The sequence below is a fragment of the Mesorhizobium sp. B4-1-3 genome, assembly GCF_006439355.1.
Lineage (GTDB): Bacteria > Pseudomonadota > Alphaproteobacteria > Rhizobiales > Rhizobiaceae > Mesorhizobium.
Genome location: NZ_VFTG01000004.1, coordinates 292,743 through 309,424 on the forward strand (window position 1 = coordinate 292,743; position 16,682 = coordinate 309,424).

At 63.4% G+C, this 16,682-nt stretch carries 20 protein-coding genes; 13 read left to right on the forward strand and 7 right to left on the reverse strand.

The genetic code is table 11. From position 1 onward, the window contains the following. The first annotated feature begins 201 nt into the window (after positions 1-201). The 5 genes from purC to FJW06_RS08265 all read left to right on the forward strand — a co-directional run bounded on the left by purC (position 202) and on the right by FJW06_RS08265 (position 3,087). Entirely contained in the window at positions 202-996 is a 795-nt protein-coding gene (purC, locus tag FJW06_RS08245; RefSeq protein ID WP_140750455.1) for a phosphoribosylaminoimidazolesuccinocarboxamide synthase, read from the forward strand. Between the two features lie 62 nt (positions 997-1,058). Next, positions 1,059-1,298, forward strand: coding sequence for a phosphoribosylformylglycinamidine synthase subunit PurS (gene purS / locus FJW06_RS08250; protein ID WP_140750457.1), 240 nt, complete (start codon positions 1,059-1,061; stop codon positions 1,296-1,298). Positions 1,299-1,300: 2 nt separating this feature from the next. Further along, complete coding sequence (gene purQ, locus FJW06_RS08255; RefSeq protein ID WP_140750459.1) at positions 1,301-1,969, forward strand: phosphoribosylformylglycinamidine synthase subunit PurQ; 669 nt, start codon at positions 1,301-1,303, stop codon at positions 1,967-1,969. Between the two features lie 40 nt (positions 1,970-2,009). Beyond that, the gene (locus FJW06_RS08260) at positions 2,010-2,420 is read left to right on the forward strand and encodes a hypothetical protein (protein WP_140750461.1); all 411 of its coding nucleotides are present in this window, start codon (positions 2,010-2,012) and stop codon (positions 2,418-2,420) included. Positions 2,421-2,427: 7 nt separating this feature from the next. Further along, a complete protein-coding gene (locus tag FJW06_RS08265) occupies positions 2,428-3,087 on the forward strand; it encodes a Pr6Pr family membrane protein (protein ID WP_140750463.1) in 660 nt (219 codons plus the stop codon). A 6-nt stretch (positions 3,088-3,093) separates the two neighbouring features. Here FJW06_RS08265 and FJW06_RS08270 read toward each other — a convergent pair whose 3' ends face one another. Then, a complete protein-coding gene (locus tag FJW06_RS08270) occupies positions 3,094-3,342 on the reverse strand; it encodes a DUF1127 domain-containing protein (RefSeq protein WP_140750656.1) in 249 nt (82 codons plus the stop codon). Positions 3,343-3,433: 91 nt separating this feature from the next. Here FJW06_RS08270 and FJW06_RS08275 point away from each other — a divergent pair, with 91 nt between their 5' ends. The 6 genes from FJW06_RS08275 to FJW06_RS08300 all read left to right on the forward strand — a co-directional run bounded on the left by FJW06_RS08275 (position 3,434) and on the right by FJW06_RS08300 (position 10,083). Beyond that, positions 3,434-4,843 (forward strand): PLP-dependent aminotransferase family protein, encoded by a 1,410-nt coding sequence (locus tag FJW06_RS08275; RefSeq protein ID WP_140750465.1) that lies wholly within the window; start codon positions 3,434-3,436, stop codon positions 4,841-4,843. A gap of 147 nt (positions 4,844-4,990) precedes the next feature. Then, a complete protein-coding gene (gene purL / locus FJW06_RS08280; RefSeq protein WP_140750467.1) occupies positions 4,991-7,222 on the forward strand; it encodes a phosphoribosylformylglycinamidine synthase subunit PurL in 2,232 nt (743 codons plus the stop codon). A 92-nt stretch (positions 7,223-7,314) separates the two neighbouring features. After that, positions 7,315-7,842 carry a hypothetical protein gene (locus FJW06_RS08285; RefSeq protein WP_140750468.1) on the forward strand — a complete coding sequence of 176 codons (528 nt, stop codon included), beginning with the start codon at positions 7,315-7,317 and terminating at the stop codon, positions 7,840-7,842. A 101-nt stretch (positions 7,843-7,943) separates the two neighbouring features. Continuing rightward, positions 7,944-8,177 carry a BolA family transcriptional regulator gene (locus FJW06_RS08290; protein WP_040981261.1) on the forward strand — a complete coding sequence of 78 codons (234 nt, stop codon included), beginning with the start codon at positions 7,944-7,946 and terminating at the stop codon, positions 8,175-8,177. A 156-nt stretch (positions 8,178-8,333) separates the two neighbouring features. After that, positions 8,334-8,669: a Grx4 family monothiol glutaredoxin gene (grxD, locus tag FJW06_RS08295; protein WP_040981263.1), complete on the forward strand. Its 336-nt coding sequence runs from the start codon at positions 8,334-8,336 to the stop codon at positions 8,667-8,669. A 145-nt stretch (positions 8,670-8,814) separates the two neighbouring features. Further along, complete coding sequence (locus tag FJW06_RS08300) at positions 8,815-10,083, forward strand: multidrug effflux MFS transporter (RefSeq protein WP_140750470.1); 1,269 nt, start codon at positions 8,815-8,817, stop codon at positions 10,081-10,083. Positions 10,084-10,117: 34 nt separating this feature from the next. On the opposite strand, the gene FJW06_RS08305 is transcribed toward FJW06_RS08300, so the two are convergent. From FJW06_RS08305 to rpsD, 3 genes are all read right to left on the reverse strand, one after another. Next, positions 10,118-10,945 (reverse strand): inositol monophosphatase family protein, encoded by an 828-nt coding sequence (locus tag FJW06_RS08305; RefSeq protein ID WP_140750472.1) that lies wholly within the window; start codon positions 10,943-10,945, stop codon positions 10,118-10,120. 70 nt (positions 10,946-11,015) lie between these two features. Continuing rightward, a complete protein-coding gene (gene ttcA / locus FJW06_RS08310) occupies positions 11,016-11,939 on the reverse strand; it encodes a tRNA 2-thiocytidine(32) synthetase TtcA (protein WP_246674557.1) in 924 nt (307 codons plus the stop codon). Between the two features lie 103 nt (positions 11,940-12,042). Next, positions 12,043-12,660 carry a 30S ribosomal protein S4 gene (rpsD, locus tag FJW06_RS08315; RefSeq protein WP_040981269.1) on the reverse strand — a complete coding sequence of 206 codons (618 nt, stop codon included), beginning with the start codon at positions 12,658-12,660 and terminating at the stop codon, positions 12,043-12,045. A 369-nt stretch (positions 12,661-13,029) separates the two neighbouring features. On the opposite strand from rpsD, the gene FJW06_RS08320 reads away from it, so the two are divergent. Beyond that, the gene (locus FJW06_RS08320; protein ID WP_128257251.1) at positions 13,030-13,233 is read left to right on the forward strand and encodes a hypothetical protein; all 204 of its coding nucleotides are present in this window, start codon (positions 13,030-13,032) and stop codon (positions 13,231-13,233) included. A 70-nt stretch (positions 13,234-13,303) separates the two neighbouring features. On the opposite strand, the gene FJW06_RS08325 is transcribed toward FJW06_RS08320, so the two are convergent. Continuing rightward, positions 13,304-13,486 (reverse strand): DUF3008 family protein, encoded by a 183-nt coding sequence (locus tag FJW06_RS08325; RefSeq protein ID WP_140750474.1) that lies wholly within the window; start codon positions 13,484-13,486, stop codon positions 13,304-13,306. Between the two features lie 153 nt (positions 13,487-13,639). Between FJW06_RS08325 and FJW06_RS08330 the strand changes: the two genes are divergently transcribed. Beyond that, complete coding sequence (locus tag FJW06_RS08330) at positions 13,640-15,061, forward strand: RNB domain-containing ribonuclease (RefSeq protein ID WP_140750476.1); 1,422 nt, start codon at positions 13,640-13,642, stop codon at positions 15,059-15,061. Here the strand turns inward: FJW06_RS08330 and murI are convergent. Next, positions 15,048-15,848: a glutamate racemase gene (murI, locus tag FJW06_RS08335; RefSeq protein ID WP_140750478.1), complete on the reverse strand. Its 801-nt coding sequence runs from the start codon at positions 15,846-15,848 to the stop codon at positions 15,048-15,050. The genes FJW06_RS08330 and murI overlap by 14 nt on opposite strands. Before the next feature lie 168 nt (positions 15,849-16,016). Continuing rightward, positions 16,017-16,610, reverse strand: a complete 594-nt coding sequence (locus FJW06_RS08340; protein WP_140750480.1) for a hypothetical protein — start codon at positions 16,608-16,610, stop codon at positions 16,017-16,019. Positions 16,611-16,682: the final 72 nt, after the last annotated feature.

Sequence of the window (16,682 nt, forward strand, 5' to 3'; positions counted from 1 at the left end):
GAGCCGGTCAATATGCTTCGTCGCATGCTGCGCTGCGGCATTTCGGTCCCGAAAGCGGTTGATTCGCGGGATTTGCGGATTGAGCAAACAAGGCGATTGCGATAACACCGGCATTGAACGCCGCCTTCGCCATACTAACTTAGGCAGACGGGCAGGAACCGGTCACTTGCCGCCTGCCCGCAGATCCAGAGAAAAAATCAAATGAAAAATCGCCGCCGCATTTATGAAGGCAAGGCCAAGATCCTCTATGAGGGACCTGAGCCGGGGACGCTGATACAGTTTTTCAAGGACGATGCCACCGCCTTCAACAAGAAGAAGCACGAAGTGGTCGATGGCAAGGGCGTGCTCAACAACCGCATTTCCGAGCACATCTTCAATCACTTGAACCGCATGGGCATCCCGACCCATTTCATCCGCCGGCTCAACATGCGCGAGCAGTTGATCAAGGAAGTCGAGATCATTCCGCTCGAGGTCATCGTGCGCAATGTCGCCGCCGGCTCGCTTTCGAAGCGCCTCGGCATCGAGGAAGGCACGGTGCTGCCGCGCTCGATCATCGAATTCTATTACAAGGCCGACGCACTCGACGATCCGATGGTGTCGGAAGAGCACATCACCGCCTTCGGCTGGGCGAGCCCACAGGAAATCGACGACATCATGGCGCTGGCCATACGCGTCAACGACTTCCTCTCCGGCCTGTTCCTCGGCGTCGGCATCCAGTTGGTCGACTTCAAGATCGAATGCGGCCGCCTGTTCGAGGGCGACATGATGCGCATCGTCGTCGCCGACGAGATCTCGCCGGATTCCTGCCGGCTGTGGGACGTCGCCACCCAGGACAAGCTTGACAAGGACCGTTTCCGTCGCGACATGGGCGGCCTGGTCGAGGCCTATCAGGAGGTCGCCCGCCGTCTTGGCATCATCAACGAGAACGAGCCGCCGCGGCCGATGGGCCCGGTGCTGGTCGCCTCCTCCGAACCGCCCAAGGGCCTGAAGCACTGATTGCGAGGCCTGCCGGACAATGGCAGGCCTTTTTCCAAACGACCGTCTGGCCAGGAGTATCGATGAAAGCCCGTATCACCGTCACCCTCAAGAACGGCGTCCTCGACCCGCAGGGCAAGGCGATTGAGCACGCGCTGTCCGGGCTGGGTTTCGACGGCGTCGGCCAGGTGCGCCAGGGCAAGGTGTTCGACATCGAGCTTACTGGAACCGACAAGGCCAAGGTCGAAGCCGACCTGAAAGCCATGTGCGACAAGCTTCTGGCGAACACGGTGATTGAAAATTACGCGGTGGAGATCGCCTGACAATGAAATCAGCCGTCGTCCTCCTGCCTGGGCTCAACCGCGATCGCGACATGATCGCGGCGCTGACCAAGATTTCCGGCCAGGCGCCGGCGACCGTCTGGCAGACCGACACCGAAATCCCCGACGTCGACCTGATCGCCATCCCCGGCGGCTTCTCCTTCGGCGACTATCTGCGCTGCGGCGCGATCGCGGCGCGCATGCCGGTAATGCGGGTGGTCGCCGAAAAGGCCGCCAAGGGCGTGCCTGTTATCGGCGTCTGCAATGGTTTTCAGATCCTGGTCGAGGCGGGACTGCTGCCTGGCGCCCTGATGCGCAATGCCTCTCTGAAATTCGTCTGCCGCCAGGTGAATCTTGAGATCGCCAACGCCAACACCATGTTCACCAGGCACTACAAGCCGGGGCAGATCATCCGCTCGCCGGTGGCGCATCACGACGGCAATTACTTCGCCGATGCCGAGACGCTGGCGCGGCTCGAAGGCGAAGGCCAGGTGGTGTTCCGCTATGCAGACGGCACCAACCCCAACGGCTCGATCAACGACATCGCCGGAATCGTCAACGACAAGGGCAATGTGCTCGGCCTGATGCCGCATCCGGAAAACCTGATCGAAGCGGCGCATGGCGGCAATGATGGCCGGGCGCTGTTCGAGAGCGCGCTCGGCGTCGCGGCTTGATCCTTTAACATCCTATCGGAAACTGGGGGGCGGACTGACCATGAGACTGACGGTTGCTCGCCTTGCTCTCTCGGCCGCCGCCGGGCTCGCCTTGGCTTCCTGCCAGTCGAGCCCCAAGACAGCGCCGGTTCCGTCGGGCAAAAGCGCGTCGCTGCTTGCCATGGAACAGGTCGCCATCGCCGCGCATAAATGCTGGATCGCCAGCAAGGATCCAGCCTTCAAGGCCTACCAGATGGCCAATGAGCTCAATTCCTACAGCGGCACCCCACGCTTCCTGTTGGTACCTGCCAAACACTATGGCGGCAAGCCGCTGCTGGTCGTGCAGGCGCAGGGCAATTCCAGCCGCGTCGACGTGTTCGGGCCGCTGATGAACGAGCCGCTCGGCGCGCGCATCGGTTCCGACATCGCCCGCTGGCAGGCCGGCAATCCGTCCTGCGCGGCTGCTGCTTGAGGTTGCGATGAGCCGGTTCCTGCAGATAGCGGGACTGGTTGTCGGGCTCGCTGCGCTTGTCCTGCAATTCGCCATCACCATTCCGGCGTCGATGGCGGCGGGTCGCAGCCTTCTCGGCTCGATCGTCTTCTATTTCAGCTTCTTCACCATCCTCACCAACATCGCGGCGGTGATGGTTCATGCCGCGCTGGTCTCGCCAGCCGCCTATGCCTGGTTTCCGGCCTTTGCCGGACAAAGCCTGCGGGCTGGCGTCGCGGTCGCCATCACGCTGGTCTTCATCGTCTATGCGACCGTTTTGGCACAGCTTTGGCAACCGCAGGGCCTGTTCCTGCTTTGCGACATCCTGCTCCATTACGTCACGCCATTCGTCTTCGTCACGTGGTGGCTCATCGCTGGCGCGGACGGCAGCACGCGCTGGCGCGACATCTCCTGGTGGATGATCTATCCGCTCGCCTATCTTGCTTACGCCCTGATACGTGCGCCCTTCGCCGGCGAGGTGCCTTACCCGTTCCTCGACGTCGCCAAGAACGGCGCGGCCAGCGTCGCCGTTTCGGCGCTGGGCGTCACGGCATTGTTCATCGGGTTGAGCGTGCTTGCCGTGCTGATCGATCACGGCATCGGCCGGTTGCGGGGAAAGCCGGCAACCCGCCTCCAACCGAGCCGTTGATAGGCATCACTCCCAGAATGCCCTGATGCCTTCGCGATGGGCATCGCAGCGCGAGATGCCGATATCCTTGAGCTGCTCGTCCGTCATCTCCAGGAGCGCGAGGCGGCCGCGCCGGCGCTCAAGCATGCGATCGATTTGTTTGGCGGCAGAACGGAGCACGAATACCAGGCGACCGACGAAGCCGCGACGGCTCCGTGGATCGGCCTGCGCGCCAAATGCCGGACCGGCGTGGCGAATTGTCTCGATTGTATCCATTTTCGTTCTACCTTGTCTCGATTGTACCTTTCCAATCGCAAGTCCGATATGAATTGACTCATCGCGCGGTGCAATATAGAAAATTGTCACCATGACAAATTGGCTCCCTGACCTCTCCTCTGGCTCCGGTCCGCTGTATCAGCGCCTTGCTGACAGCATTGAGTCAGATATCGACAAGGGCGTTATCCACGCCGGTGCAAAACTGCCGCCGCAGCGCGACCTCGCCTACGACATCGGCACGACCGTCGGCACCATCGGCAGGGCCTATCAGCTGCTGCGCGAGCGCGGTCTGGTGAGTGGCGAGGTGGGTCGCGGCACCTATGTGCTCGGTCAGCGCGCCGCCGACCCGAAGTCGGATTTGGAACCTGCCATCCAGGGCACACGCCCCATCGACGCGCCGACCGGCAAGCTGCGCTTCGACAGCACCGCCGCGCCCGATGTCGGCCAGGGCGCGGTGATTGCCGACCTGCTGGCGCGCACGGCGCAGGAGCATCCGCACGACATTTCGAGCTACACGCGGGATTTTCCCGAACGCTGGTATGAAGCCGGAAGCCGCTGGCTGGCACGCAATGCCTTCCGCCCCTCGCCCGATTCGATCGTGCCGACGCTCGGCACCCATGCCGCGGTCATGGCCGCGATCGCGGCGCTGACCATGCCCGGCGACTACGTGGTCTTCGAGCATCTCACCTATTCGCAGATCGCGCGCAGCGCCGGGCTGATCGGCCGCCGCACGGCGCTTGTTTCGACTGACAGGGATGGCATCGACCCGGATGATTTCGAGCGCGTCTGCGCGCAGAAACACCCGAAGCTGATGTTCCTGATGCCGACCGCGAAGAACCCGACGCTGGTGACGTTGTCGGCGGACCGGCGGCAGGAGATCGCGCGGATCGCGCGCGAGTACAATGTCGCGCTGATCGAGGACGATCTTTACGGCGAGCTCACCGACGATCCGACGCCGCTGCTAGCCGAATATGCGCCCGAGCGCACGATCGTCGCCGGCGGCCTGTCGAAGTCGGTCGCGGCAGGCGTGCGCGGCGGCTGGCTTTCCTGCCCGCCGGCCTACCGCCACCGCATCCGTGTCGCGCACAAGATGATGACCGGCGGCCTGCCCTTCCTGCTGGCCGAAGTCGGCACGCGGCTGGTGATATCGGGCCAGGCGGGCGAGATCCGCAAGCGCTGCATTGCCGAAATCCAGGCGCGCCTCGCCATCGTGCGCGACGTGCTGGCGGGGTTCGAGGTCAAGGCAAGGGACAACGTCCCCTTCGTCTGGCTGACCTTGCCGGATCCGTGGCTGTCCGGCACCTTCAAGAACGCCTGCCTTGCGCAAGGCGTGCTCATCGACGACGAGGACGAGTTCAAGGCTGGCCGCTCCGAGCAGGTCTTTCACGGCGTGCGCTTTGGCGTCTCGCAGCCGCGGCAAAGCAAGGATGTCGCCGGAGGCGTCGCCGTCATCCGGCGCCTGCTCGACGAAGGCCGCGCTGGCTACGACAGTTTCTCCTGATCAAGCCGGCGAACCCAAGGTCGTCGGCATCGCCGGCAGAGGCAGTTTTCCGGCGTTTTTCCTCATCCGGTGGGCTGTATCGCGCGAAAGCTTGCGATAAGAGGAGGACTCGAAACTCCCCTCTTCCACGGACAAAATTCGCCGCTCATGACCATTTCCAATTCCGTGCCGATCACCCCCGAGCTCGTCGCCGCGCATGGGCTGAAGCCCGACGAATACCAGCGCATCCTCGATCTGGTCGGCCGCGAGCCAAGCTTCACCGAGCTCGGCATCTTCTCGGCGATGTGGAACGAGCACTGCTCCTACAAGTCCTCCAAGAAATGGCTGCGCACACTGCCGACCAGCGGTCCGCAGGTCATCCAGGGTCCAGGCGAGAATGCCGGCGTGGTCGACATCGGCGATGGCGACTGCGTCGTCTTCAAGATGGAGAGCCATAACCACCCCTCCTACATCGAACCCTATCAGGGCGCCGCGACCGGCGTCGGCGGCATCCTGCGCGACGTCTTCACCATGGGCGCGCGGCCGGTTGCGGCGATGAACGCGCTGCGCTTCGGCGCACCTGACCATCCCAAGACCAGGCACCTCGTCGCGGGCGTGGTTTCCGGCGTCGGTGGCTACGGTAACTCCTTTGGCGTGCCGACCGTCGGCGGCGAGGTCAATTTCGATGCCCGCTACAACGGCAACATCCTGGTCAACGCCTTCGCGGCGGGCCTCGCCAAGACCAACGCCATCTTCCTGTCGCAGGCGAAGGGCGTAGGCCTGCCGGTCGTCTATCTCGGCGCCAAGACCGGGCGCGATGGCGTCGGCGGCGCCACCATGGCGTCGGCCGAATTCGACGACAAGATCGAGGAGAAGCGCCCGACCGTGCAGGTCGGCGATCCCTTCACCGAAAAATGCCTGCTGGAAGCCTGCCTCGAGCTGATGGCCTCGGGCGCCGTCATCGCCATCCAGGACATGGGTGCGGCCGGCCTCACCTGCTCGGCCGTCGAGATGGGCGCCAAGGGCGATCTCGGCATCGAGCTCGATCTCGACAAGGTGCCGGTGCGCGAGGAGCGCATGAGCGCCTATGAGATGATGCTGTCGGAAAGCCAGGAGCGCATGCTGATGGTGCTGCGCCCCGAGAAGGAAGAGGAAGCCGAAGCGATCTTCCGCAAATGGGGGCTCGACTTCGCCATCGTCGGCAAGACCACGGATGACCTACGTTTTCGCGTCCTGCATCAGGGTGACGAGGTCGCCAATTTGCCGATCAAGGAGCTCGGCGATCAGGCGCCCGAATATGACCGCCCCTGGGTCGAGACCAGGAAGCCGGCGCCGCTTGCCGCAAACGATGCGCCGAAGGCCGATGTCGCCGACGCGCTGCTGAAGATGCTCGGCGGGCCGGACCTCTCCTCGCGCCGCTGGGTGTGGGAGCAGTACGACACGCTGATCCAAGGCAATTCGCTGCAGCTTCCCGGCGGCGATGCCGGCGTCGTGCGCGTCGAAGGCCATCCGACCAAGGCGCTGGCTTTCTCCTCGGATGTCACGCCGCGCTACTGCGAGGCCAACCCTTACGAGGGCGGCAAGCAGGCGGTCGCCGAATGCTGGCGCAACCTGACCGCAACCGGCGCCCTGCCGCTCGCCGCCACCGACAACCTCAATTTCGGCAATCCGGAGAGGCCCGAGATCATGGGCCAGTTCGTCGGCGCCATCAAAGGCATCGGCGATGCCTGCCGCGCGCTGGGCTTCCCGATCGTCTCCGGCAATGTCTCGCTCTACAACGAAACCAACGGCCGCGGCATCCTGCCGACGCCGACCATCGGCGGCGTCGGGCTGATTGCCGACTGGTCGAAGATGGCGCGCATCGGCTTTGCCGCCGAGGGCCAGATGATCGTGCTGGTCGGCGCGCCGCCGACATGGGGCAGCCATCTCGGCCAGTCCGTCTACCTGCGCGACATCCACGGCCGCGCCGACGGTCCGCCGCCGCCGGTCGATCTCGCGCACGAAAAGCGCGTCGGCGACCATGTGCGCTCGCTGATCGCGTCCGGCGTCGTCACCGCCGCACATGACGTTTCGGACGGTGGCCTGGCGATAGCGCTGGCCGAAATGGCGATGGCCTCCGGCATTGGCGCCACCATCCCTGGCCTCACCGGCACCGATCCGATCCCGGTCTGGTTCGGCGAGGACCAGGGCCGCTACCTGCTGACGCTGTCGATCGATCCGCAGAGCGGCGAATGGGACAGGATCCGCGAGGAACAGGGCAAGCTCGGCATCTTCGCGCCCTGGATCGGCACCACCGGCGGTCGTGAATTGAAGCTGGGTGACGCACGGCCGATCCCGGTCACCGAGCTGAAGGCTGCCCATGAAGGCTGGTTCCCGCGCTTCATGGATCAGGCCAGTTGACCAGAAGCATGTCTCCCGAAAGTGTGCGGCGGTTTCGGGAAAAGACATGCTTACGAGAAGAGACTTAAATCATGCCGCATAAATCCTTTTTTATGCGACATGATTTAACCGCCAGGGCGCTTGTTGCAGTCGTCTTCTGGCCGTCCCTGTTCTTCTTCTGGTTTCTCGGACCGTTCGTTCTGTTCCTGCTGTCGACGACCTCGAGCGAGCTCTGTCCGCGGCTGGAAACCCGCGCTGAGTTCCTGGCGGCGGCCAACGGCACGCTGCCGATGCTCATCGTGCAGACCCTGATCTACGCGGTTCCGGTCGTCTGCCTCGTGCTGTGGAACCGGCTTTCTCCGGAGCCGGCGCGGGCAAGGCACATCGCGACCTGCGTCAAGCTCTTTGCTGTCGCCGCATTGACCGGGGCGGTTTGGGACTATGGCTCGTCCTTGACCTGCGACGGCTACGGTCAGGCCTTCTTCTCAACCGCATGGCAGATGACGAGCTATCTTCCCATCGTCAGCCTGTTGGTCAACATCCCGCTCTACGTGCTGGTCTTCAGCCTCGGCCGCGCCTATTCAACGCGCGCTGACATCACCGAAGATGGCGTGGTTCATCCGAGCCAGGACAATTCCTAGGCAGCATCACCCGACGGAACGGCTTCAATCCGGGCTGGAAAGGCTTTAGGCTCACTCCGAGTCACATACCCGGCCTGCCCGCTTGAAACAGGATTTTTGCCATGGCAATGGATGCCCACGACATCGAAAAACTGATCAAGGAAAGCATTCCGGACGCCAAGGTGACGATCCGTGATCTCGCCGGCGACGGCGACCACTATGCGGCCGAAGTGGTGGCCGAGAGTTTCCGGGGTAAAAGCCGTGTCCAGCAGCACCAGATGGTCTATGACGCGCTGAAGGGCAATATGGGCGGCGTGCTGCACGCGCTGGCGCTGCAGACCAGCGTCCCAGACTGAGCAGCACTGCCGCCCCTCGGGCTTGGCCCAAAATCGCGTTATCCCTTGCGCCATTCAAGTAGCGTCGTGGCTAACGTCTTGTTTCAGCCACCCTATGGGTTTATTTGAAGGACATGCTTCGAGCCTGACTCCCACACAGGCGTGAAAGGATTGTCCATGACCGGCATCAGCGACTACATCGACAATGAAGTGAAGAGCAACGACGTCGTGCTCTTCATGAAGGGCACGCCCGGCTTCCCGCAATGCGGGTTCTCCGGCCAGGTGGTGCAGATCCTCGATTACATCGGGGCCGACTACAAAGGCGTCAACGTGCTCGACTCGGCCGAACTGCGCCAAGGCATCAAGGACTATTCCAACTGGCCGACCATCCCGCAGCTCTATGTGAAGGGTGAGTTCGTCGGCGGTTGCGATATCGTGCGCGAGATGTTCCAGGCCGGCGAGCTGCAGGATTTCCTCGTCGAAAAGGGCGTCAGCGTCAAAGGCGCCGCCTGACTGAGCCGAACCGGCCAGTCGGCCGGTAGCGCTAATTTCCGGGGCAGCCCCCACCTCGGCATTGTGGTTCCCTAAGCTCGGGAACGACACGGACTCACGCGCCGGCAGTCCGGCGCATGTTCGTTTGAAACGATCGGATTTTGCGGTGGACAAGCAGGCTGTGGCGCAGCGATCGGCAACCAATTTGCCCATTCCGCGCTGGGAATTCATCGCGCTCTGCGCAGCGCTGATGGCGCTCAACTCCTTGGCTATCGACATCATGCTGCCGGCGCTGCAGCAGATCGGCGCCTCGCTCGGCGTCGAGAGCGAGAACCACCGCCAGTATGTCATCACCGCCTATATGCTCGGCTTCGGCGGCGGACAGCTTTTGTTCGGGCCCATTTCGGATCGCTTCGGACGCCGCGCGCCGCTGGTCTTCGGCCTAGTCGTCTATGTCGTGGCCGCGGCTGCCGCCGCCATAGCTCCCAGTTTCACCCTATTGCTGACCTGGCGTCTCATCCAGGGCATCGGCGCGGCTGCGACCCGCGTCATCGCCGTCTCGATCGTGCGCGATACGTTCGAAGGCCGGCGTATGGCTGAGGTTATGTCGCTGATCTTCATGGTTTTCATGGCCATCCCGGTCATCGCGCCCGGTATCGGCCAGTTCGTCATGCTGTTCGCGAGTTGGCACTGGATTTTCGTGACCATGGCCATCGGCGCGCTCATCGTTTCGACCTGGGCTTTGCTGCGCCTGCCGGAGACGCTGCATCCCGAATATCGCCGGCAGCTCACGGTAGCGTCCGTAGTCGGGGGCTTCCGCATCGTGCTCACCAACCGGCTCACGCTCTGCTACGCCTTTGCCAGCACGTTCATCTTCGCCGCCATGTTCGGCTTCATCAGTTCGGCGCAGCAGATCTACATCGACATCTTTCACGTCGGCGAATTGTTCCCGCTGATCTTTGCCGGCGTCGCCGGCGTGCTTGCCTTCTCCAACTATCTCAATTCGCGGCTGGTCGGACAGATCGGCATGCGCCGCCTGTCGCAAGGCGCGCTGCTTATCTTCCTCTGCATCAGCCTTGCCTGGCTGCTGGTCTCGCTGGAGATGCAGATGCCGCTCTGGCTCTTCGTCACCTTTTTTGCCGGCGCGATGCTGCCGTTCGGCGGACTTGGCGCGAATTTCAACGCCCTGGCCATGGAGCCGCTCGGCGAACTCGCCGGGACGGCCGCATCCATCCTTGGTTTCATGCAGACTTTTCTCGGCGCCCTGATAGGAGCGGCGATCGGCCAGGCCTATAACGGCACGGTCACGCCTCTGGCCGCCGGCTTCTGCAGCGTCTCGGTCGCGGCTTTGCTGATGATCCTGATCGCCGAGCGGGGCAGGATGTTCCAGCCCCACAATCCCCCTGTTTCAGGGCACATCACCGATTTGCATTAGATGCCGGCTGGCCGGCCGGCGCGCCGGATTGCCCCTATTCCGCCCAGAGCTCGCGGCGCAGTTCGTCCCAGCTTTGCTTGTCCGGCGCGACCAGCAGGCCGCCGTCGACATGCGACGGCAGGTAGGCGCTGCCGTCGACGCGCGCGACATGGCCGCCGGCTTCCCGATGGATCAGCGCCCCGGCGAGATGATCCCAGGGCATCAGCTTGTTGTAGAGCACGAAATGCGCATGGCCGCTCGCAAGCAGCCGGTATTCATGCGCCGCGCAGCGATAGGCGAATTGCGACAGCGTCTTGGTCTGGTTGCGGGCAAGCCGCGAGCGTTCAGGCTCTTGGAGAAACTGCCAGGAAACGGCGCCGGTCATCTGCGCCATAGGCACAGGCGCCGCGACGCGGACCTTCTCCAGCGCGCCATGCGCGTGGCGGATATGGCTGCCGGCGCCCCTGGCGCCTATCAGCCAGTCCTTGCCGACCGGATCGTGGATGATGCCGGCGACGGTTTCGCCGTTGATGACGACGCCGGCCATGACGCCGAACAGCGGCACGCCGGACGCGAAGTTGAAAGTGCCGTCGACCGGATCGATTACGAAGGCAAGCGCCGCATCGCCAAGGCCCGACAGCAGTGCCGGATTGTCTGAGCAGGCTTCCTCGCCGACCACCATGGCGTCGGGATAGCGTTCGAGCAGCCGGGCGGTGATCAGCCTCTCGGCATTGACATCCGCCTCGGTGACGAGGTCGGCGGCGGACGTCTTCTGGCGCACGTCGCCCTCGCCCAGCCGGCGGAAGCGCGGCATGATTTCAACGCTGGCTGCATCGGCAAGAAGGTTGGCCAGCCAGTCGATCGCATTGTCGTCAAATGTCATCGGAAATGTCTTATCCTGGGTTTATGCTAGAGCATGACGCCGAAAAGTGTGAAGCGGTTTTCGGACGACATCATGCTCTACTTCTTTGATTTGGAGCCGGATTCAGAATTTCAGGTCGAACAGACCTGAAATCTTCTCGCTCTAGCCCCGCGAAGTCGAACAGCTTCCTGTCCAGGAGATGCGAGGGCCTTACATTGGTCATGGCGCGGATCATCGTGTCCTTGCGGCCCGGCATGCGCTTCTCGATGTCGTCGAGCATCGCCTTCATGGCATTGCGCTGCAGCCCTTCTTGGCTGCCGCAGAGGTCGCACGGAATGATCGGGAATTTCATCGCGTTGGCGAATCTCTCGAGGTCGGCCTCGGCGCTATAGGCAAGCGGCCGCAGCACCATGACGTCACCCTCGTCATTGAGGAGCTTGGGCGGCATGGCGGCGAGCCGCCCGCCATGGAACAGGTTCATGAAGAAGGTTTCGAGGATGTCCTCGCGGTGATGGCCAAGCACCAGCGCCGAACACCCCTCCTCGCGCGCGATCCGGTAGAGATGGCCACGCCGCAGCCGCGAGCAGAGCGAACAATAGGTGCTGCCCTCCGCCAGCTTGTCGGTCACCACCGAATAGGTGTCCTGGTATTCGATGCGGTGGGCGATGCCGTTGGCGTTGAGATAGTCGGGCAGGATGTGCTTTGGAAAATTCGGCTGGCCCTGGTCGAGATTGCAGGCAAGCAGATCCACGGGGAGCAGGCCGCGCCATTTGAGGTCGAGCAAAAGCGCCAGCAGGCCGTAGGAATCCTTGCCGCCGGACAGCGCCACCAGCCAGCGTTCGCCCGGCTTCACCATCGCGAAATCCTCGATCGCCTGGCGGGTGAGCCTCAACAGCCGCTTGCGCAGCTTGTTGAATTCGACCGAGGTCGGCACGTCGCGGAACAGCTGATGAAAACCGCCTTCGGCATCATCGTCGATCGGCTCGAGGGATTTGAGGTCTGGCAGCATATTCATGGCGCCGGCTCCGCGTTGTCAGCGCCCGGCTTACCGGACGCGGCCGACAAAGAAAAGGCCGCCTCGACGGGCGGCCTTTGATATTGCGGCTGATTGAGTTCGATCAGCGCGAGTAGAATTCGACGACCAGGTTCGGTTCCATCTGCACGGCGAACGGAACGTCCGACAGGCCGGGAACGCGGGCGAAGGTTGCGGTCATCTTGTTGTGGTCGGCTTCGATATAGTCCGGCACGTCGCGCTCGGCGAGAGCAACCGACTCCAGCACGATGACGAGCTGCTTCGACTTCTCGCGCACCTCGATCACGTCGCCCGGCTTGCAGCGGTACGAACCGATGTTGGTGCGCTTGCCGTTGACGTTTACGTGGCCGTGGTTGACGAACTGGCGAGCGGCGAAGATCGTCGGCACGAACTTGGCGCGGTAGACGATCGCATCGAGGCGCGACTCCAGCAGGCCGATCAGGTTCTCGGAGGTGTCGCCCTTGCGGCGGTTGGCCTCCTCATAGACCTTGCGGAACTGCTTTTCCGAAACGTCGCCATAGTGACCCTTCAGCTTCTGCTTGGCGCGCAGCTGCAGGCCGAAGTCGGAAAGCTTGCCCTTGCGGCGCTGGCCGTGCTGGCCAGGGCCGTATTCACGCTTGTTGACCGGGGACTTCGGGCGGCCCCAGATGTTTTCGCCGAGACGGCGGTCGATCTTGTATTTCGCGGATTCGCGCTTGCTCATCGCATTCCCTTTCAAAACAATATACCCGGAACCCCATGGCTCCGGGCGAAGGAAACGCGCCCTCCTCTGGCCTCCGTTTTCGAGACCTGACAGGATTTCCCACGCAAAGCGACGGAAAACCCACGGGACACGTCAAAAGAAACCACCGGGCGTTGCCACCCGGTATTGGTGGGCCTGTTAAACACAGATTTAACCGCTGTCAAGCTTGTGGCTGGCGGCGCCGACGCCAACCCGATATCATCTCAGCGTTGCATGCGGTGCTGGATGTGGCGGAAAGTTGCACGCCGGCGGCATCGGGGCGGATGCGGCGTCTTCGGACGCAAACGCCCGCACGTGATGAAGGGACTGGAGCAGAGGAGTCCGAATCCCATGAAGAAGTTCTTCCTTACCCTGACTGGAGCCGCCGTGTTGGCCGGATCGATGGCGGTCATGACGCCGGAACCGGCCATGGCCAGGCATTGGCACGGCCACAAGCAGGTGTGCCGCGTCGTCGTGAAGAAAAGAGTGGTGTGGCGCCACGGCCATCGCCATGTCGTTCGCTACAAGACGCGGCATTGCTGGTGGCGCCGCTAGCTGACCGCTTGGCTAATCCAGACGAAAGCCCGCGGATAGCACCGCGGGCTTTTTCATCCAATCTCGTGACTTATGACTTCTTGCTGGGCAGATCCTTGCGTTTGGTCTCGGCGAATTCCTCGAGCTGCTTCTCGCTCATGGAATCATACATCTCGCGCGACGCGCCCTTGAGCTCGCTTTTTTTGGTCTCGCCGCGCTTGGCCGAAAGTGCTGCGCCGGCGGCCTTTTGCTGGGCTTGCGATTTGGCGGGCATGGCTTCTCTCCTTTGCTGCGGAAAAAACGCCGCGCCTCCGCGGCGGTTCCAAGGCCGGCGGCTCAGCCGCCCGCTATCGGCAAGTCGGTCAGCCGCCCTTCGATTTTCGTCGACGACCTTCCCGCGTCCGGAACGCCAGTGTAGGACGGCGGCATGAAATCGCTGACCGATCCCTCACAGGCCCTCTCCACCGGCCTGACAAAAATCCGCACCGAATTCCACGTGCCGGATGGATTTCCGCCGGAGGTAGCGGCCGCGGCTGAAGCGGCTGCCAAGCGTGTGCCCGACCAGCATGCCGACCGCACCGCTATACCCTTCGTCACGCTCGATCCGGCAAGTTCCACCGATCTCGACCAGGCCTTCTCGATCGAGGCCAGCGGCGGCGATCTCCTCTTGCATTATGCCATTGCCGACGTGGCCTGGTTCGTCGGGGACGGCGACGCGATCGATCTCGAAGCCTGGAACCGGGGCGAGACGCTTTATTTGCCGGACGGCAAGGCCGGGCTTTATCCGGCGGTGCTTGCCGAAGCATCGGCGAGCCTGTTGCCCGATGGACCGCGTCCTGCGGTCATCTTCACGATCCGCGTTGCCGGGGACGGCGCGGTGAAATTGGATGGCGCGGAGCGCGCCCTCGTCCAAAGCCGCGCCAAGCTCGCCTATGACAGCGTGCAGCCCTCGGATGTACCCGCCGGCTTCGCCGAACTGGCGCGGCGCATGGCGGCAAACGAAGAGCGCCGCGGCGCTTCGCGCGTCGACCCACCCGAGCAGGAGGTGGAGAAGCTCGCCGACGGCACGTTCCGGCTTTCGTTCAGGCCGCTGCTGCAATCCGAGCAGGACAACGCCGCGCTTTCCCTGGCCGCCAATATGGCGATTGCCGATGCTATGCTGGCGCACAAGACCGGATTGTTCCGGGTGATGTCGGGGCCGGATGCCTCCAAGGTGCAGCGGCTGCGCAACGCCGCACAGGCGCTCGGCCTGTCCTGGCCGGCCTCAACCAGCCTTCGCGATTATCAGCGCACGCTCGATCCGGCCGATCCAAGACAGGCGGCGCTGATGCTGGAAATCCGCCGTGCGGGCAACGGCGCGTCCTACCAGCCCTATCAGGAAGGCCTCGTCCCTTGGCATGAGGCGATGGCCGCGACCTATGCGCATGCCACCGCGCCGCTCAGGCGGCTGGCCGACCGCTACGTCGTGCGCTGCGCGCTGGCAATCGCGAACGGCCAGCTCGTGCCGCAGGCGGTCACCGACGCCTTCGCCAGATTGCCGAAGGTGATGGCGCGCGCGGATGCCCGCGCGTCGCAGATCAGCCATGCGGCCATCGACTTGGCCGAGGCGGTGATGCTCAAGGGACATGAGGGCGAGACATTCAAGGCCGTCGTCACCGACTCCGTCGACCATGGCGTGCGCGTGCAGCTTGCCGACATGCCTGTCGTCGCCAGCGTGAAGGCCTCCGGGCTCAGGCAAGGCGACGGCGTGGCGCTAAAATTGGTCACGGCCGAACCGGATCAGCGCAGCATCGTCTTCGAGCTTCTAGCGCCTGAGGCGGTCCATCCTCCGTCGTCTAGCGCGCGGTAAGGCCAAAACCCTGGATCAGCCGCCGCGTGGCGAAATCCACCTCACCGGATGTGAAGACGGCTAGATCGGGCTCGCTCTCGCCCGAGGTCTCCCCCACAGGATCGAGCAGCGACATGGCGCGTCGCGCGATTGCCTCGGCCGGATCGATCCAGTCGACAGGCCAGGGCGCCGTTTTGCGCATGCGGTTGACGAGAAACGGATAGTGCGTGCAGGCAAGCACGACGATATCTGTGCGGTTGCCCTCGCGCTCGATGAAGCAGGGCGCGATTTCGGCACGCACGGCTTCCTCGTCGACGAAACCCTGGCGCATATAGATCTCGGCCAGCCCCGCGAGCCTATCGCTGCCGACCAGACGCACGTGGCATTTCTGCGCCCATTTGCTGATCAGGTCGCGCGTGTACTGGCGCTTCACGGTGCCCGGCGTCGCCAGAACCGATACGAGGCCCGAGCGGGTGCGTTCGGCGGCGGGCTTGATCGCCGGCACGGTACCGACAAAAGGATGGCCGGGGAATGTCTCGCGCAGCGCGTCGATCACCAGCGTCGACGCCGTGTTGCAGGCAATGACCGAAATCGCCGGCTGCAGCCGGTCGAGCAATTTGCCGAACAGCGCAAGGATGTGCTCCTTGAGCGCCGGCTCTTCCCAGGCGCCGTAAGGAAAAGCCGCGTCGTCGGCGACATAGACGAAGCGGCGGTCGGGCATCAGCACGCGCGCCTCGCGCAGCACCGTCAGCCCGCCGACGCCGGAATCGAACATCAGGATCGGGCGCTGGCTTGATCGATCGCTCATTGTCATCCGGTCATAGAGCAATTCCAGGAAAAGTGTGAAACGGTTTTCCGTCCGGAATTGTCAAAACAGAGAGCGTCAGGCCCGCGATTGACCGACCGCGCTTCTATCGCAAATGATCATGGTCTTGAAGAGGCGAATGCGAGCAGCTTTTGCGCAGTCGCGACGGCTCTATCCCACCCCGCGCTTGCCGAAGCCGGCGGGACGCGGCTTGCCGAAAGGCTGCGGCGCGGACGGAACGCGTGCGGATGAGGCCGCGGCGCGTGGAGCGGCCGGCGCAGCGGTGCGTGTCGATGCCGGAAGCGGACCATCGAAGTCGAAAATATCGGTCAATTCGTCGATGTTGCTGCCCGCGACGGGTTTCGCCCAGAGGATCGTGCACCAGAGGCCGAATATCGAAAGCCCAAGCAGGTTCAGCCCGCCCGGGATGCTCTCTGGATCGTCGAACTTGACGACCAGCAGCACGCCTGCCTGGAGAAGGGCGTAGACGGCGGAAAAGGCGATGTAGGCCCACAGGATCCAGCGGCGCCCTTTGGCGTCGCGGGTGCGGCGCGAGGCGGTGTTGCCACGCAGCGCGACAAAGATGAGCGAGCCGACGAGAACGGCGCCCGCCATGCCCTGCCGCCCGGGGCCGGGTTCTGAATTGATCAGCCCTTCGAAGCCGATCGTGCTGACAATGCAGGTAACGATCATCACGGTCTCGGCGACAGCAAGACCGAGTGAGTACAGGAAAAAGCGCAGCCGACCAATATTGGACGAAAACATGTGCCACCCCGCTATTGCAGCAGGATGAGGAACAACCGAATAAGAATCGGTTACTTCAAATGCTCACAGCTT

What these genes read in the sequence shown, in the direction of transcription:
- purQ (WP_140750459.1), top strand. Translation starts at nt 1,301, where the DNA reads ATGAAATCAGCCGTCGTCCTCCTGCCTGGGCTCAACCGCGATCGCGAC.
- FJW06_RS08285 (WP_140750468.1), top strand. Translation starts at nt 7,315, where the DNA reads ATGCGACATGATTTAACCGCCAGGGCGCTTGTTGCAGTCGTCTTCTGG.
- FJW06_RS08305 (WP_140750472.1), bottom strand. Translation starts at nt 10,945, where the DNA reads ATGACATTTGACGACAATGCGATCGACTGGCTGGCCAACCTTCTTGCC.
- FJW06_RS08330 (WP_140750476.1), top strand. Translation starts at nt 13,640, where the DNA reads ATGAAATCGCTGACCGATCCCTCACAGGCCCTCTCCACCGGCCTGACA.
- ttcA (WP_246674557.1), bottom strand. Translation starts at nt 11,939, where the DNA reads ATGAATATGCTGCCAGACCTCAAATCCCTCGAGCCGATCGACGATGAT.
- FJW06_RS08260 (WP_140750461.1), top strand. Translation starts at nt 2,010, where the DNA reads ATGAGACTGACGGTTGCTCGCCTTGCTCTCTCGGCCGCCGCCGGGCTC.
- murI (WP_140750478.1), bottom strand. Translation starts at nt 15,848, where the DNA reads ATGAGCGATCGATCAAGCCAGCGCCCGATCCTGATGTTCGATTCCGGC.
- purC (WP_140750455.1), top strand. Translation starts at nt 202, where the DNA reads ATGAAAAATCGCCGCCGCATTTATGAAGGCAAGGCCAAGATCCTCTAT.
- FJW06_RS08320 (WP_128257251.1), top strand. Translation starts at nt 13,030, where the DNA reads ATGAAGAAGTTCTTCCTTACCCTGACTGGAGCCGCCGTGTTGGCCGGA.
- FJW06_RS08275 (WP_140750465.1), top strand. Translation starts at nt 3,434, where the DNA reads ATGACAAATTGGCTCCCTGACCTCTCCTCTGGCTCCGGTCCGCTGTAT.
- FJW06_RS08270 (WP_140750656.1), bottom strand. Translation starts at nt 3,342, where the DNA reads ATGGATACAATCGAGACAATTCGCCACGCCGGTCCGGCATTTGGCGCG.
- FJW06_RS08340 (WP_140750480.1), bottom strand. Translation starts at nt 16,610, where the DNA reads ATGTTTTCGTCCAATATTGGTCGGCTGCGCTTTTTCCTGTACTCACTC.
- grxD (WP_040981263.1), top strand. Translation starts at nt 8,334, where the DNA reads ATGACCGGCATCAGCGACTACATCGACAATGAAGTGAAGAGCAACGAC.
- purS (WP_140750457.1), top strand. Translation starts at nt 1,059, where the DNA reads ATGAAAGCCCGTATCACCGTCACCCTCAAGAACGGCGTCCTCGACCCG.
- FJW06_RS08265 (WP_140750463.1), top strand. Translation starts at nt 2,428, where the DNA reads ATGAGCCGGTTCCTGCAGATAGCGGGACTGGTTGTCGGGCTCGCTGCG.
- purL (WP_140750467.1), top strand. Translation starts at nt 4,991, where the DNA reads ATGACCATTTCCAATTCCGTGCCGATCACCCCCGAGCTCGTCGCCGCG.
- FJW06_RS08290 (WP_040981261.1), top strand. Translation starts at nt 7,944, where the DNA reads ATGGCAATGGATGCCCACGACATCGAAAAACTGATCAAGGAAAGCATT.
- FJW06_RS08325 (WP_140750474.1), bottom strand. Translation starts at nt 13,486, where the DNA reads ATGCCCGCCAAATCGCAAGCCCAGCAAAAGGCCGCCGGCGCAGCACTT.
- rpsD (WP_040981269.1), bottom strand. Translation starts at nt 12,660, where the DNA reads ATGAGCAAGCGCGAATCCGCGAAATACAAGATCGACCGCCGTCTCGGC.